Below are 15,220 nucleotides of genomic sequence, written 5' to 3' on the forward strand. Positions count from 1 at the left end.
TCCATCTCACCCTACCCATTCCTTCTTTTTCCATACGAATAGGTTTATTATAAGGCTAATAAGTAAAATTGGAAATAATAGGTTAACTAAAAATTCAGAGTTTGGCCTGCTTAATTCATGAAAAACAGAATCGGTTACGGAGAAAAAGAAGCTTAGTTTATCTGACACATACACACTTCCAATTAAAGCACCAATGGTTGCGACGTAAGATAAAATGGAATTAGGCATAAGAACACTCAGGATACTCCCGATACTAATAACTGCTATAAAGATACAAAAACAAATGCCGTAAAATTTGAGCGAATATAGTAACGCCCCTAAAGTCCCTAGCGTATGTCCGCCTAAAAATGTGGTTTCATTTACATGAGGCATAACCATTCTTCCAAGACATGTCCCCACTACCCACGTAATACAAAGAATAATAAAAACTAGTAAACATTGAACTGCCCACTTTACAAAAAACAGCTTCACGCGATGGTGCGGCCGAATTAGTACCATACGCAGAGCTCCCGATGTGTACTCACCGTTGAAGCTATCTGCCACAAACATAGGAATGACAATAAACGTAATCGCAAAGGATAGGTCTCGAAGAAGCAGCGGTGCTGCATTTAAAGAATCAATTTTTACGTCATGAGCCGCATCAAAAAACGAAATGCCTCCCCTTTGAAAGAAAAAGAACCAAATAAAAGCAAGTAATCCTATGTACACACCTAGTACCACCGCTGTCTTTTTCCGTCTAAACGTTCGCTCTAATTCACTTATAAAAAGTCCTGTCATCATGTCTTCTCTCCTTTTATAGAAACGATTCTTTTTTTCGAATAGCTACATACGTTAAACCGCCAAAAAATAAAATATAAAAACCTAAAACCCCGAAATTCCACCCTACAAACTGCGGGTTTTCTGCCATCATGACTGTAATGCCCTGCCATTGAATCATCGGTACGGAAGTAAAAAACAGCTGTCCAAAGAGCTCTTCACTCATCCACTGTCTAAACCCTCTTAATAAAGTAGGATACGAAAATGATATTAGTATAAAAGCAACCCCAATTCCAACAGCCGTAGTAGTCGTTTTGCTGATAACAGAGATAAAAAACAGCACACAGCATATCGCAATAGTCGTTAAGTAGGCATATCCATAAAACGAAAGATTATATACTAGTGCTTCTTTTATGTTAAAAGCATGACTGTGATAAAACACAAAGTAGCTTTGCGGGTGTTCAAACATCAGAAAGCCTATCACATAGCTCATACAAAAATACGTAATAAAAAACAGTGCATTAAACAGCAGAATCACTGCGGCTTTTGCTAGGATGATTTCTTTAAACGAATATGATCGTATCATAACCATTCGCAGCTGTCCTGACCGGTATTCGCCGGTAACCACTAGCGTAATAAAAACTAAGAACATGGCATTAAAAACGGTAAATAACATTTCAGCTAAGCTCAGTACAGGAAAGTTTCCCGCAAACGTATACTCTGGTAAATCGACTGTGAGTGCTCCATTTTGTTTTTGGAGATAGGAAGAAGCGACCAACAGTACCAACGGCACTAATAGAAAAGTCAGCCACGCCACTTTTCTTTTCCAAAGTCTTTCCCACTCCGCTACTAACAGCTCCTTCATTGCGACACCAGCTCTACAAACGCATCTTCAAGATTTTTACCAGATGCTAACTGGTCCAGAGCGCCGTCCCATATTAACTCTCCTTCTCTCATCACAACAATTTGATCACATACTCGCTGTAATTCATCCAGCAAATGACTAGAGATTAAAATCGTTTTGTTATAGTCACGTTTTAAGGTGAAAAGCAGCTCGCGCAGTTCACGTACGCCCATTGGATCTAAGCCGTTGGCTGGCTCATCTAGTATCAACAAATCCGGGTCGCCTAAAAGCGCTTGAGCAATTCCGAGCCTTTGCTTCATCCCTAGAGAATACGTTCGAACTTTATCGTTTTCTCTGCCGGTTAATCCTACGATATCAAGTACTTCTTTCACTCTTTGCTGCCTTTCTTGTTTTGTCGAAAATGGATGCAGTCGAGCTAAGTTTGTCAGGTTTTCTTTTCCCGTCATATAAGGAAAAAAGATGGGCGACTCTACAATCGCACCAACGCTTTGCAGCGCTTCTTTTCTTTGTGAAAGAATGGTTTTGCTATTAATAAAAACTTCTCCCCCAGTTGGTTTAATCAACCCCGTCAACAAACGAATTAAGGTCGTTTTACCAGCACCGTTTGGCCCTAGCAGTCCACATATTTCTCCTTCACTGATTTGAAACGATACTTCTTTTACTAAGTGGCGACGCCTTACTTTTTTTGAAACGCTCTTTACCTCTAAAATAATATTTTTCATATTAAATCCCTCCTACACGTAGTATAGGAGGGATTTATAAAGAATTTATAAAGTTTATAAAAATTATCGTACAGGCTTTTTGGCAATGATAAAAGCAACAGTTGCAAACAACAGTAAACATACGGATAAAAACAAATAGCCCGCACCTTCAAAACCTCTTACTTCTACATAGCCAATATAAAAAAGCACGGTGGCGGCAAGAACGGTAAGCATGGAGGGAAGCATTCTAATAACTTTGTTCCACTTCATCTTTCTGAACAGCCAGGTTATAAGGAGTACAAGTACACCTGGCAGCAGGGCAATCAGTAAAGGACCGCCTATCATCATATCTATCAACCTCTCTAAATCCTAATCATTCACCTATAATAAAAATAATAAACTTACGGCTCAGAAATTCCATTTGCAATCGCTAATAAGAAAATTAAGCCAGAAAGCAACACAAAAAAGATACTGTTTGCGATAATGCTAAACCACACAACGCTCTGCTTTTTCGTTCGAACTCCTAAAACTAACGCCACAATAAAGCCAATATCTATCGCAAAAAACAGCCACAGCAGAATGGTCAAATCCCCGGTTTCACTTGGAAAAATTGAATTTTGGGGAAGCAGCCGATTTGCAAAAAATACAACAAACGCAGCCGCCAGCAAAATAACGGTTAATAAAATCGGCTTATTTTCTTTGGAAACACTCATTTCAAATACCCTCCTAACTAAAGAAAATAATACCATATAGTACTGAATTGAAATATACAAATTACAAACTTCATTCATTGTTCCAATAATCTTGATTTCTCAGATTAAAAAACCATATATTCAATAATATGGTAAAATCATTTATATAAAATCGTTTAAGGAGTCTATATATGAAACTGGATTTGAAAAGAAGAAACATTCAATCAAAATATAGAGAAAAAATAAACGTAAAAAAAGCGGAAAGACAACATTCTGCCGAAGCCTTATTTGTTTTTGCCTTCTTTATACTGCTTGGTTTTTTAGTCTTCCAAAACTATATAGACTGGTAAAGAGAATTAAAGAAAAGGTTCAAATCATATATGATTTGAACCTAGGAATTATCACTCTATCAATGAGCTGACGCCCTCACGTTTTCCTTATTGTAAGTCGCTAACCTTTGAAGCAGCTCCTCACTTACATCATTTAAACCTGTCAGCTTCACTTCAGCAGACGTTTGTTCTTTTAACTTTAATACGACTTTATCAATGGCCGCTACGGCTGAGTCGTCCCAAATATGCGCTTCTGAAAAATCAATTAAAATTAAATCTTGTTTTTCTGTAAACGAAAACGAGTTAACAAAGTCTTCTACAGAGGCAAAGAACAGCTGACCTTTTACTTTGTAAACTGTTCGATGTTCGGATTCTTTTGCTGACACATCTAGCTTTGAAATTTTAGCCGCAAAGAAAACTGCGCTTAAAATAACACCTGCAATAACTCCTTTTGATAAATCATGCGTTGCTACAACCGTGATCACCGTAACAAGCATCACAACGGTATCTGTTAAAGGAACTTTCGTTAATGTACGAAGCGAAGACCAGTCGAATGTTCCGATGGATACCATAATCATCACGCCTGCTAGTGCAGCCATTGGAATTTTAACAACCCAGTCCCCTAGCACCAAGATGAGAAACATGAGAAATATGCCTGCTACAAACGTTGATAAACGACCGCGTCCGCCTGATTTTACATTAATAACGGTTTGACCAATCATCGCACAGCCAGCCATGCCGCCAAAGAAACCAACGACCATGTTCGCAATTCCTTGCCCTCTGCTTTCTTGGTTTTTATTACTAGACGTATCTGTCATATCATCCACAATCGATGCCGTTAGCAGCGATTCTGTTAATCCGACAATAGATAATCCTAGCGCTGTTGGAAAAATGATAGACAGTGTTTCCATATTCCAAGGAACGTTAGGAATAGAAAACACCGGCAGTGATTTTGTAATTTCTCCTAAGTCTCCTACTGTACGCAAATTAAATCCTCCAAAAATAGCTACAATTGTCATGACGACAATCGCTACTAATGGCGAAGGCACTGCTTTTGTAAAGCGCGGTAGCACGTAAATAATAACAAGAGTTAACGCAACAAACACATACGTCATCGTTGAGATTCCTACAAAATGCGGAACTTGTGCCATAAAAATTAAAATCGCTAATGCATTCACAAATCCTACCATCACGGATCGAGGAATGAATTTCATAAAGCGAGCAATTTTAAAGATGCCAAACAGAAGTTGAATCACACCCGTTAAAATAGTCGTTGCCCATAAATACTCCATTCCATGCTCTTTTACGAGTGTCACCATCAGCAGGGCCATCGCGCCGGTAGCTGCAGAAATCATCGCAGGACGCCCTCCTACAAAGGCCATCACAACGGCGATACAAAAAGATGCGTGTAAGCCCACCATCGGATCTACCCCGGCAATAATAGAAAATGCAATAGCTTCAGGAATGAGCGCAAGCGCTACGACAATACCTGAAAGAATATCTCCTTTCACGTTGCCAAACCACTCCGTTTTTAATTTATTGAACATGATAACCAAAAACACCTTTCTCTCTATAGTCATAAACGTTTACTGTACGCTTTTCTAGATTTTGGACAATAAAAGTAGTAAAATAGAAAATAAACAGAACCTAAATGGGACGTTTATGGTACTTTTAATATATAAAAAAACGAGTGAAAACAGGCAAGCATGTCCCATCTTCCTCAAGTATTATATTTACGTGCATGAAACGTTTTTATTAAAACGATGAAGTCAGCTCCTTTATTTTTTCCTCATTCAATCCGAACGCTTCTTTCACTTTATTTTCTAAGTCCTCTGTAATTCTTCTCTTCCCAACTTCCACTAATGCAATGAGTGAAAAGCTGCAGTTTACTCTTTCAGCAAAATTTCGCTGATTTAAATTGTAGCTTTTCCGAATCAGTTTAATGGTCTCTTTGTCCATATTACACCTCGCTTTTCTTTTATAGGTGGCTTCCAACTCTCATAGAAGCCGAGACGTTGTGAACAACTAAAACTCTAGCAGACCTAAAACAAAATGTCTATCATTTTTTGTTCCAAAAACGATCTTTTTTGGAACCATGATTCTTTCTATACTGAAAAGAAATGTTATGAGTGGAAGGAATTTGGTACAATAGGTAAATATAAATAAACAATCCATGCAGGAGATGGTGTAGTGATTATTGGTTATACCCGTCCATATAGCGAAGATGAACATTTGGACAAACAGTTACAGGCATTGCAGCCTTTTAATTGCGATAAAATTCATCAAGAAAAAACAAACTCCATAAAGAAAAGAGTAGAATTTGATGAGATGGTAGCCTCGCTTCAGCCGGGCGATACAGTCGTTGTGTATAAGTTTTACTGCATTGCAGACTCTACTCGGCACCTCATTGAATTAATTGAGTATCTTTTTGACAATGGGATTCATTTTGTATCGATTTTAGATGACGTTGATACGTCCACGTCACAAGGAAAAGCCTTTTTCAGTACCATTAAACGTATTGGTGAATTTCAACACGACGTCATCAGCGAGCGCACAAAAGCCGGTCTTCAAGAAGCAAAATCAAAAGGAAAAAGCGGCGGCCGTCCGAAGAAGCCTGACTATAACGTACACCGAGCGCTTGATATGTACTGGAGCAAAAACTATACGATTGCTCAAATAACGGAAGCTACAGGTATAAGCAAGACGACTTTATACCGTTACTTAGATAACTGAAATAGTAAAAACATATGCGAAAAAGACGCCTTTTTTCTAATAAAAAGGCGTCTTTTTTTAAGTTCTTCAGTGTACGTTTTATTAGTCCGTACTGATAACATAACAGCGTTCATAAACGTCTCTACATCGCATGTTTTACCCCTTTTTTAACAAGTACCCAGTTCGCTGGATAGCTTGTACAAAAGCCAATGATCATGGCGATTTGCATCATAAACCAAAAGACCGCGCTGTCTGGTTTGGGTGCCTGTGCAAAAAAGACATAATGTGATAAAGCCATCCAGCCGAACATCCCTATTTCAAACGCAATAAGCGACCACGTATCTGCTTTTACCGCATTTTTCAGCTCATCTTTTGAGCCGTTATCTTTCATACTCATACCATAGTATTGAAAAGCAATTCCCGCTATATAAGCAAGAATAAATTCCACTACGTAATCTGCAAAAAGGACGCTTCCGGCAATCGTCCATCCCGTTAAAAATACGATTGGTGCGCCAATTAAATCTCCGACCGAGCACCCGCTGCTGCAGTGGGTCGTAGATACAAAAACACTTTGCCAAAAAGGCTTCTTACTATGATGGTGTTCATGATGATCTTCATGGCTATGATGCATATGTTCAGAGGAATCATGAGCGTGATCGGATTTTTTTCTATCTTTATGACCTAATTTAAAGTAAAACCATATCCCGACGACAGGAAAATATAGCCCGGTGATAGGCCACACAATATTCATCACAAACATCATCTGCGGATGCTTGATCACGTCGATTGTAATAACTAAAAATTGAATAATTCCGATTGTAATAGCTATATAAGAAAGTATTTCTAGCCAGCTCATGTGCTACACTCCTTTAAGATTTATCTATCACTTACATACCCTATCCCCCTATATTTAAACGTAAAAAAGAACCTGCTCATTACTTAATAAGTTTTACAGCACTCTTATTTTTATTAGGTTTAATAAACTAAACGATAGTCTAATGTAATAAAGAGAAGAAAAAATAAGGAGGAATTTTACAATGTCTAACGAAAATTATCAAACTGTTATTCAAACGCTGCATGACTGTATGAGTGCTTGTAACCATTGCTTTGATGCTTGTCTAAAAGAAGAAAATGTGGGTATGATGGTGGACTGTATTCGCTTTGACAGAGAGTGTGCAGATATGTGCGGATATTTGGAACAAGCTTTAGAAAGAGGAACGCCTTTCGTTGCTGAACTGGCTGGAGTTTGCGCCGAAATTTGCGAAAGATGCGGAAATGAGTGTAAGAAACACGATCATGATCACTGTCAAAGATGTGCAGAGGCTTGCTTGAAATGCGCGGATGAATGTAGAAAATTAGCTGCATAATCTTTGGAACATAAGAAAGCTAGAACCCTTGAAGCGCATTTCAGGCATTAAGGGTTCTTTTTAGTGATACGGGAAGAGAGAATCTATAGGCTTTCTAAAAAACGAATAAACTTTTTAAGACTTTGCGAGCGCTGCTTCCCTTTCTTTACTATAAAATCAATTTGAACGTCTTCTGCAAGCTCTTGGTATTCAATTCTTTTCATATCACCACGAGAATTTACTACGCTAGCCGGGACTACACTCATCCCAAGTCCATCGCGGACGCCTTGTAAAATCGCTTCTAATGAATCAAATTCCATCATGTTGGCTTTATGTGTATGATATTCTTTTGAAAACGCTAATAGTCTGTTTCTATAGATGCAGTTTACATCACTATTGATGAGCAGCATTGGTGGGGTTTTTTCTTCTATATCTTCAGACGTAGGTGAGATGAGTACCACCTTTTCTGCGTAGTGATAAACTCTTTCAAACTGCGCTTCGTTATAGGTACCGCTAAGAAAAAGTCCATCAATTTCCCCGTACGAAAGCATTTCTTGCAAGACTTGTTTTCTGTCTGTTTTTAGTTTAACTTCAATATTTCGATGTTCTTTCAAAAAAGACGAGAACAAAGAAGGAACTTTAGTAGCAGAAACCGTCTGCGACGCACCAATGATTAAAGATGTTCTAAACTTATTCGGATTAACTTCTGCTTTAGCTTCCTCCATTAACAGTAAAATACGCTGGGCATAGTTAAACAAAGCTTCCCCTTCATCCGTTAACGTGACTCCTCTATTTGTGCGTGTCAGTAATTTAGTATCTAACTCTTCCTCTAATTTTTTTATGCGCTGGCTGATATGCGGTTGAACATATCCTAATACCTCGGCGGCTTTTGATAGTGATTTTGTTTCTGCCACACATTTAAAAATTCGTAAGTCTTGGCTTTCCAATTTCAATTCCTCCGCTGATATCATTTTAAATGATACCTCTCTTAGTATTACCTATTATATCCTTTTTTTCATCGAAGATATAATAAAAGATGTTGAGAGAAAGGAAGGTTAAGAGAAATGAACGATTTTAAAAACAAAGTATTTATTATCACAGGCGGAGGCACTGGTGTAGGCAAAGCAACGGCTTTAAAGTTAGCTGACATGGGCGCAAAACTTGTGATAAACTACAGCAACTCAGAAAAGGAAGCTAAAAAAGCTGTGGAAGAAATTTCAGAAAAAGGAAGTATGGCTTTTGCTTTTAAAGCGAATGTAGCCAACGAGAATGAAGTGAATGAAATGATTCATCAAACGATTACACAATTCGGACGGTTAGATGGATTAGTGAATAACGCTAGTATTACTGCTCAAATCCCGATGCATGACTTAGAGTCTGCAACGGATGACATATGGGACTCTTTATATGATGTAAACGTAAAAGGCATGTTTCACTGTGTAAAAGCAGCCGTTCCACATATGAAAAAACAAAAGTCAGGGGCGATTGTTAATGTAGGAAGTGTTGCCGGCAAAACTGGAATTGGCTCTTCCATTCCCTATGCAGCAACAAAAGCAGCGATTCATACGATGACAAAATCGTTAGCGATTGCACTGGCACCCCATATTCGAGTCAACTGCATCTCTCCTGGTGCAGTCGACACAAGGTGGTGGTCTGGCAACGAAGATAAAATGTATCAGCTTGCAGGAAATCTGCCTCTTCAGCGCATTTCTTCTCCTGAAGATATCGCAGATGCTATTCTTTTTCAGTTAAAACAAGAGTCCGTGACGGGCCAAGTGTTTACGATTGATAACGGGCAAACTCTTTAAGCATACGTGAATATCCCTAAAAATAAACCCCACTACTAGCAAAAACTAATAGTGGGGTTATAATAAGCACTATGCTACTGATTGGCTCTCTCTTTCCCTAGTGAAAATCCTTCAAACAGCCGGCCCCCATGTGGTTCTAACACTTTATCCACCAGTTGAATTACTTTATCTTTATTTCCTGTTTTATAAAAGGTATCAAATGCCTCTACAAACTCTTTACTAAAGCGTTCATTATAGTCATTCAAAGACCGGACAATCCATTTAGAATCCCCGATCCAATGACCGTTTGTTCTTAAAACAAATTCGTGCGTTATGTAAGCGAGCGTGTTAGCAATAAAAAGGGCTTCACCTGTATTTGAAGAACCGATTAAATCATCCAACGCATCACTTATAAAATATCTTTTTAATCTAATCGTCTCTTCCGGCCATTTTTCAGGGCCTTTTTCTAGTAATTGTTTTGCTTCTTTTTTTATAGACTGGATTACTCCTTTATCCACTAAAATAATTCCCTCGGAAATCATTCTTGGCAGTGAAGGTCTAGCCCTCTTACAGTCGCTTTTAAAAAAGACTTGGTATGAAGTCCGATTATGAGCAAAAACTTCAATGGCCCATCCAAATTCAATGAGTGACTCCCTAAAAGAAGAGGTAAAGCTATCGTCAAAAATAACAAGATCAAGGTCGGACGTATGTGTAGCTTCGCCTCTGACTACGCTTCCGGCAAGTAATGCCCCCTGACAATTAGGATAATACTTAGAAATAAATTGTGTAGCTGCTTGCAGCGGTTCTAACCTTTTTAGCTCTTTCATCGTATTCCTCCAGAAAATGATATCTATTGTTTTTCTGGTTAGAACGTGGAAATTCCTTTAACAATAAGTTCTTATTTAACCTTTTTGAACATGTCTACCGTATTTACTTTTAGTTACCGTCATTTAAATGACTCTTTTATCCAAGTTCCCTCTTGCCTTAAAGTATACTTTAACGTTTAAGCTAGTTTTATAGTTTTTAAAATACAAAAAAGGGGAAACACTATGCTAATTAAAAGAATAACGGTGCAACTTTCCGGTGGACTTCTAGCTAGACATACAGCTTTGTTTGTACGCGAAGCGTGTTCGTTTCAAAGTGATATTTTTCTTGGTAAAGATGGAAAATGTGTAAGTGGAAAAAGCATCATGAAGGTAATGGCTTTGGCTGTTAAGAAGGGAGATGAAATAACACTGCTGACAAATGGAGTTGATGAACAAGCTGCCGCTCGCACCCTTGAAGAATTTCTTTTAACTAAACATAGATAGAAAGCTGCCATGCTATTCCTTCCTTTCCTTTTTTCATAAAGTCATAGAACGAAATTTTTTTCAAAAAACTCTTGCTTTAAAGTCGACTTTAACGTTTAAGCTAGTATTGTAGTTTTTAAATACATCAAGCGTAGTCAGTGAATGCACGTTTAGTAGCAACTGGTTATGTTTAATACGAAAGGATTGTGTTTTTACTTATGTGTAATCAACATACAACAACATCACGTGTTTTAAGTGCACCGCACGCAAAGGCAAAATTTGAAAATACGACAATTGAACGCAGAGAACTGCGAGCAGACGACGTTTTAATTGATATTAAGTTTAGCGGTATCTGTCACTCTGATATTCATAGTGCATTTGATGAGTGGGGCGGCGGGATGTTCCCGATGGTTCCTGGTCACGAAATCGCAGGAGTGGTTGAAGCGGTTGGCGAAAACGTAACAAAATACAAGGTTGGCGATCGCGTAGGCGTTGGATGTTTCGTTGACTCTTGCGGAGAGTGCGAGTACTGTGTGAACGGTGACGAGCAATACTGTACAAAAGGCGTTGTTCAAACGTACAATTCATTGGATTACGACGGAAACCGTACATACGGCGGCTACAGCCAAAAAATCGTCGTAAAAGAAGGATTCGTTGTTCGTATTCCTGATAACTTAAGTATGGATGCAGCAAGTCCGCTTCTATGCGCAGGGATTACAACATTTTCTCCATTAAAGCACTGGAATGCTGGTCCTGGCAAAAAAGTGGCGATCGTGGGAATGGGCGGCCTTGGACATGTAGCGATTCAATTTGCACATGCAATGGGTGCTGAAGTGACGGTATTGAGCCGTTCTAACAATAAAAAAGAAGAAGCGCTAAGCTTTGGTGCGGATCATTATTTTGCAACAAGTGATGAGACGACGTTCACTGAATTAGCAGGTCGCTTTGACCTTATCTTAAACACGGTATCGGCTAACTTAAACGTAGATCAATACTTATCATTACTTCGCGTAGATGGAACGCTTGTTAACGTGGGCGCACCTGCTAACCCAGATCAATACAGCGTATTCTCCCTTATCATGGGACGTCGCAGCATTGCGGGTTCACTTGTAGGCGGCATTCGTGAAACACAAGAAATGCTTGATTTTGCGGCTGAACACGGCGTTGCTCCTATGATTGAAGTCATTGATGCAAATCAAGTAGACGAAGCGTACGAGCGCGTTCTTCGCAGCGACGTTCGCTATCGATTTGTTATTGACATTTCTACACTGTAAGTTTAGAGAAAAGCGGGCAGCTAATTGGATTAGCTGCCCGCTTTTTATTTCTTTATAAAATAAAAAACAAACGGTAAATTAGGCTTTAGATGAAAGCTCTTCCTGATACTTTTGCTCTAATTTATCATAGTAGTCGATTTTTGTTTCCACTTTTCTAAAAGCTGCGTCCAGCTCTCTTTGTTTTTCCATCATTTTCTCTCTATGCTTTTCAAATATCTGCTTGCGCAAACCGATTGTATCATCACCTTCTTGTGTTAATTCAACAATTTTACGTAATTCTAAAAGAGAGATGTCCGTTTTCCGTAAGCAAATAATAAATTCCAGCCACTCGATATCAGACTCGCTAAAAATACGATTTCCGTTTTCGTCTCTTTTTATAAAAGGCAAAAGCCCTTGCTGCTCGTAGTATCGAAGCGTATGCGTAGGCAGCTCTACCTTTGCAGCGGCCTCTTTAATATGATATTCCATTCCACTATACCCTCCATCGCCATTCTTAGTACGGCGTTTGCTTTATGTATCTAAGCTTCCCTTTTCACGGGTGCTTTCAACTCATCTTCTAGGTTTCTACTATACGATATATATAATCAAATCCGCTATTTTCTTTGCTATGAGATAACTGTATAAATAGTATCATAAAAGCGTTAAGGCAACTTATAAAGAGCTGCCGTGAAGTCAGCAGCTCTTTTCATTTTTATATAAAATACGATTAATCTGCGGCCATTACTTTACTTAGTTCATTTAATAAATAATCAAGGGTTTGACTGATTCGAACTGTATTACGACTTGTAAGACCTTCTGTAAGTCCCAACATAACCATGTGCTCTCTTGCTGTTTCGATTTCTGTCATTAAGACTTGCATGACAACTCCTTTATACCACTTCACAGCTCATCACCCCTTTTTACTATACATATATCTCATATGCGGCAATCTTAAACCTATCATACAGGTTTTTGGGGGTGAATAGCGAGTTTTAGACCTTCAACAGCTGTATTTTTTATGAAGTAAATATACTAATATACTTATTGAAATAGAAAGTATCACTCCACTTACTACTAGAAGTGAAGAAAAGGCCCCCTAAATGGAGGTCTTTTCTTATTTCTTATAAAGCAGTCTAATACAAAGCCTTAGCCTTTAAAATATTCTCGGTAATACGAACCTTTCTCACACTCTATCTCATAGCGCAGCCTCGTTTGCTTCCTGTAAAGCTCTTCGGACAGCTCATTAAATTCACCTTCTGTGATAGATCCATGAATTAAATTGTTGAATAAATTATTAAGATGTTCAGTTAATTCTTGAAGTTTTTTTTCTTTCAATGAACGTCACCCTTTAAAATAATTTTCATCTTCTAAAATTATATCAAATAAAACGTTTTCATACGATATATTTTTTACTGAATTATCGTATTAAAGTGATGAAAGTATTTTTTAACCACCGAAAAACAATCAAAGAGCTCAGAGAAATCATTAATTACATGATTTGGGCAAAAAATAAGTGGATAAAGACCGCGGACAAAAAGGCAAATGGTATCAACCGTTTTGACAAAAGCATAGGATGAAAAGAAAAATGAAACGAGAAAAGGAGAATGAGTATGCACTATGCACCTTATTATCATCAGTGGCAGACCCCAGTGTACTACGGCTGGCAGCCATATAGTTATTATGTGCCGAATCACTATCACACCAGCGAACAGTTTCAACAAAGAAACGGTAAATTAAAGGACTACGGACCAAGGCCATTTGTGATTAACATTAATGAAGCGTCAAAGCAAAACAATACGTACCGCACTGCTTTATGGACGGGAACACATTTACAAGTGACGTTAATGAGTCTAAAGCCAGGTGAAGATATCGGCTTAGAAATCCACCCTAACGTTGATCAATTCCTGCGTATTGAACAAGGGCAAGGCGTTGTTCAAATGGGCAAAAGTAAAAACAATCTAACCTTTAAACGAAAAGTCTACGATGATGATGCGATATTTATCCCTGCCGGAACGTGGCATGATGTCACCAATATCGGTACCACTCCGCTAAAACTTTACTCCATCTACGCTCCTCCAAACCACCCATTCGGTACAGTTCATGTGACAAAAGCAAATGCCTTAGCTGAAGAACATTAACTAACATAAGCTCGCTAGAAAATCGGTGTACGACCTTTTCTAGCGAGCTTTTTTTAACTTGCTATACATAAAGGATTTTATAGCCAAAGAAAGAATTATAGAATAAACGAACCTTTTTAAACAGCTTAAAATAACTGAAAGGCAAACGGGCGATGAAATTATTTTATAAAATTCCTAAATCAAACGTAAATCCTTCCCTTAAACTAGCAAGAAAAGTTCTATATATATCGGTAGAAGCAGTCATTATGACCATGCTTGTGATTAAATCTTTTACTGTGGCTTATGAAAACGACATAAATTTAATTCTCAGACAGCTAAATGAACTAAAAGCTTCGATTGGCGGATTTGGCATAAACGAATCATTATTTTGGTTTATAATAAAATGCAGTATTTGTACCATCGCTACATTCGATATGTGCTTATACTTTCGAAAAAAGCTAAAAAGAAACAAAAGAGCTTTATGATTTATACGCTAAAGCTTTTATATTGGACCGCTGTTGATTTCCGTACAAGTTGGATTCACAATCAAGAATCAAACTCGTTCGGATCTTCCTTTAGCAAAAATACTTTTGCCCCAGCTCCATTTTTAATAGAAAAATAATAAAAGTAGAGGCATAGCACGCCTCTACTTTCTGTTTAGAAATCTACATCGATATCTTCTTGAATGGTTCCGGTCACTTTTTCACTTTTAATTAACTGACCTTCTTTAAACGTTTCTTCCTCATTCATAACGGGTTTCAGCTGCTTATAAGAAGGAGCTGATGCAGAGCCAAGCTCTTTTTTAAGCAAGTGAATTTCTCCTAACAGCTCGGTTCTCAATGAATGAACTAACGATTGAAAATCTTCTTGGCGGCTGTCTTTCTGCCCGTTTTGTTCCACAAGCTTCGCTACATAATCCTGAAGTTCATTTGACTGCTTGGACTCATACTCCTCACGATTTGCAGCAAAACGTGAATTCATTTCTTGTTTTAGCAAGTCAATTTCGCCCAACAGCTCTTTTCTAAGTGAATGAACGAGCGACTCGACTTCATCTTTTTTATTCATTTTTTGCAAGTCTTGCTGTATGAGTCTCACTATATAGTTCTGCAGCTCGTTTGCCTGCTGTTTTTCTTTTAGAAATGAAGACACTTCTGACGGAATGTCAGCAGTTTCAATTGTAAAACTTGCATGTTCATCTCTATTACTTACGGTCTTTCCCCTTGCTCCCATCATATCTGCTGATAGATTCCCAGCTGTTAGAAACGCATTTGATAATAAGTAAAATGGTGCAGCCACCTGGGAGCTTAGCTGACCGTACCAATCGTCTAGTGCTTCCTTAAGGCGAGTGTGTTGATGACTCATGTATGCTCCCC

General features: G+C 38.3%; 21 protein-coding genes. 7 read left to right on the forward strand and 14 right to left on the reverse strand.

The window, feature by feature from the left end; all coding sequences use genetic code 11:
• Window positions 1–6 precede the first annotated feature (6 nt).
• From MKX72_RS17385 to MKX72_RS17405, 5 genes are all read right to left on the reverse strand, one after another.
• On the reverse strand, window positions 7–780 hold the full coding sequence (locus MKX72_RS17385) for an ABC transporter permease (protein ID WP_033580193.1): 774 nt from the start codon (window positions 778–780) through the stop codon (window positions 7–9).
• A 13-nt stretch (window positions 781–793) separates the two neighbouring features.
• Window positions 794–1,621: an ABC transporter permease gene (locus tag MKX72_RS17390; protein ID WP_155007834.1), complete on the reverse strand. Its 828-nt coding sequence runs from the start codon at window positions 1,619–1,621 to the stop codon at window positions 794–796.
• Window positions 1,618–2,343, reverse strand: a complete 726-nt coding sequence (locus MKX72_RS17395) for an ABC transporter ATP-binding protein (protein WP_155007832.1) — start codon at window positions 2,341–2,343, stop codon at window positions 1,618–1,620. Before MKX72_RS17395 ends, MKX72_RS17390 begins: the two co-directional genes overlap by 4 nt.
• 63 nt (window positions 2,344–2,406) lie before the next feature.
• Window positions 2,407–2,670, reverse strand: a complete 264-nt coding sequence (locus MKX72_RS17400) for a YesK family protein (RefSeq protein WP_155007830.1) — start codon at window positions 2,668–2,670, stop codon at window positions 2,407–2,409.
• Between the two features lie 53 nt (window positions 2,671–2,723).
• Entirely contained in the window at window positions 2,724–3,035 is a 312-nt protein-coding gene (locus MKX72_RS17405) for a hypothetical protein (protein ID WP_155007828.1), read from the reverse strand.
• Window positions 3,036–3,205: 170 nt separating this feature from the next.
• Between MKX72_RS17405 and MKX72_RS17410 the strand changes: the two genes are divergently transcribed.
• Complete coding sequence (locus tag MKX72_RS17410; protein ID WP_182030386.1) at window positions 3,206–3,364, forward strand: hypothetical protein; 159 nt, start codon at window positions 3,206–3,208, stop codon at window positions 3,362–3,364.
• Window positions 3,365–3,423: 59 nt separating this feature from the next.
• Here MKX72_RS17410 and MKX72_RS17415 read toward each other — a convergent pair whose 3' ends face one another.
• A complete protein-coding gene (locus MKX72_RS17415) occupies window positions 3,424–4,890 on the reverse strand; it encodes a SulP family inorganic anion transporter (protein ID WP_155007827.1) in 1,467 nt (488 codons plus the stop codon).
• Between the two features lie 208 nt (window positions 4,891–5,098).
• Complete coding sequence (locus MKX72_RS17420; protein ID WP_155007826.1) at window positions 5,099–5,302, reverse strand: helix-turn-helix domain-containing protein; 204 nt, start codon at window positions 5,300–5,302, stop codon at window positions 5,099–5,101.
• Between the two features lie 231 nt (window positions 5,303–5,533).
• On the opposite strand from MKX72_RS17420, the gene MKX72_RS17425 reads away from it, so the two are divergent.
• Entirely contained in the window at window positions 5,534–6,076 is a 543-nt protein-coding gene (locus MKX72_RS17425; RefSeq protein WP_155007825.1) for a recombinase family protein, read from the forward strand.
• Window positions 6,077–6,197: 121 nt separating this feature from the next.
• Here MKX72_RS17425 and MKX72_RS17430 read toward each other — a convergent pair whose 3' ends face one another.
• Entirely contained in the window at window positions 6,198–6,911 is a 714-nt protein-coding gene (locus tag MKX72_RS17430) for a DUF4396 domain-containing protein (protein ID WP_155007824.1), read from the reverse strand.
• 181 nt (window positions 6,912–7,092) lie between these two features.
• Here MKX72_RS17430 and MKX72_RS17435 point away from each other — a divergent pair, with 181 nt between their 5' ends.
• A complete protein-coding gene (locus tag MKX72_RS17435) occupies window positions 7,093–7,422 on the forward strand; it encodes a four-helix bundle copper-binding protein (protein WP_028414673.1) in 330 nt (109 codons plus the stop codon).
• An 83-nt stretch (window positions 7,423–7,505) separates the two neighbouring features.
• Here the strand turns inward: MKX72_RS17435 and MKX72_RS17440 are convergent, their stop codons facing one another.
• Window positions 7,506–8,348 carry a LysR family transcriptional regulator gene (locus MKX72_RS17440; protein WP_155007823.1) on the reverse strand — a complete coding sequence of 281 codons (843 nt, stop codon included), beginning with the start codon at window positions 8,346–8,348 and terminating at the stop codon, window positions 7,506–7,508.
• Window positions 8,349–8,465: 117 nt separating this feature from the next.
• On the opposite strand from MKX72_RS17440, the gene MKX72_RS17445 reads away from it, so the two are divergent.
• Complete coding sequence (locus MKX72_RS17445; RefSeq protein WP_155007822.1) at window positions 8,466–9,209, forward strand: SDR family NAD(P)-dependent oxidoreductase; 744 nt, start codon at window positions 8,466–8,468, stop codon at window positions 9,207–9,209.
• A 74-nt stretch (window positions 9,210–9,283) separates the two neighbouring features.
• Here MKX72_RS17445 and MKX72_RS17450 read toward each other — a convergent pair whose 3' ends face one another.
• Window positions 9,284–10,015 (reverse strand): nucleotidyltransferase domain-containing protein, encoded by a 732-nt coding sequence (locus tag MKX72_RS17450; protein ID WP_155007821.1) that lies wholly within the window; start codon window positions 10,013–10,015, stop codon window positions 9,284–9,286.
• A 222-nt stretch (window positions 10,016–10,237) separates the two neighbouring features.
• Between MKX72_RS17450 and MKX72_RS17455 the strand changes: the two genes are divergently transcribed.
• On the forward strand, window positions 10,238–10,498 hold the full coding sequence (locus tag MKX72_RS17455; protein WP_049165740.1) for an HPr family phosphocarrier protein: 261 nt from the start codon (window positions 10,238–10,240) through the stop codon (window positions 10,496–10,498).
• Between the two features lie 197 nt (window positions 10,499–10,695).
• The gene (locus MKX72_RS17460; protein WP_155007820.1) at window positions 10,696–11,751 is read left to right on the forward strand and encodes an NAD(P)-dependent alcohol dehydrogenase; all 1,056 of its coding nucleotides are present in this window, start codon (window positions 10,696–10,698) and stop codon (window positions 11,749–11,751) included.
• A gap of 78 nt (window positions 11,752–11,829) precedes the next feature.
• Here MKX72_RS17460 and MKX72_RS17465 read toward each other — a convergent pair whose 3' ends face one another.
• The 3 genes from MKX72_RS17465 to MKX72_RS17475 all read right to left on the reverse strand — a co-directional run bounded on the left by MKX72_RS17465 (window position 11,830) and on the right by MKX72_RS17475 (window position 13,065).
• The gene (locus tag MKX72_RS17465) at window positions 11,830–12,219 is read right to left on the reverse strand and encodes a MerR family transcriptional regulator (RefSeq protein ID WP_034268334.1); all 390 of its coding nucleotides are present in this window, start codon (window positions 12,217–12,219) and stop codon (window positions 11,830–11,832) included.
• Between the two features lie 238 nt (window positions 12,220–12,457).
• A complete protein-coding gene (locus MKX72_RS17470; RefSeq protein ID WP_223260221.1) occupies window positions 12,458–12,634 on the reverse strand; it encodes an aspartyl-phosphate phosphatase Spo0E family protein in 177 nt (58 codons plus the stop codon).
• Between the two features lie 242 nt (window positions 12,635–12,876).
• The gene (locus MKX72_RS17475) at window positions 12,877–13,065 is read right to left on the reverse strand and encodes a hypothetical protein (protein WP_028414680.1); all 189 of its coding nucleotides are present in this window, start codon (window positions 13,063–13,065) and stop codon (window positions 12,877–12,879) included.
• A 275-nt stretch (window positions 13,066–13,340) separates the two neighbouring features.
• Here MKX72_RS17475 and MKX72_RS17480 point away from each other — a divergent pair, with 275 nt between their 5' ends.
• Window positions 13,341–13,868, forward strand: a complete 528-nt coding sequence (locus tag MKX72_RS17480) for a cupin domain-containing protein (RefSeq protein ID WP_033580183.1) — start codon at window positions 13,341–13,343, stop codon at window positions 13,866–13,868.
• A gap of 636 nt (window positions 13,869–14,504) precedes the next feature.
• Here the strand turns inward: MKX72_RS17480 and MKX72_RS17485 are convergent.
• On the reverse strand, window positions 14,505–15,209 hold the full coding sequence (locus tag MKX72_RS17485; protein ID WP_155007819.1) for a hypothetical protein: 705 nt from the start codon (window positions 15,207–15,209) through the stop codon (window positions 14,505–14,507).
• Between the last annotated feature and the right edge of the window lie 11 nt (window positions 15,210–15,220).

The sequence above is a fragment of the Priestia sp. FSL R5-0597 genome, from assembly GCF_038006305.1.
Taxonomy (GTDB): domain Bacteria; phylum Bacillota; class Bacilli; order Bacillales; family Bacillaceae_H; genus Priestia; species Priestia zanthoxyli.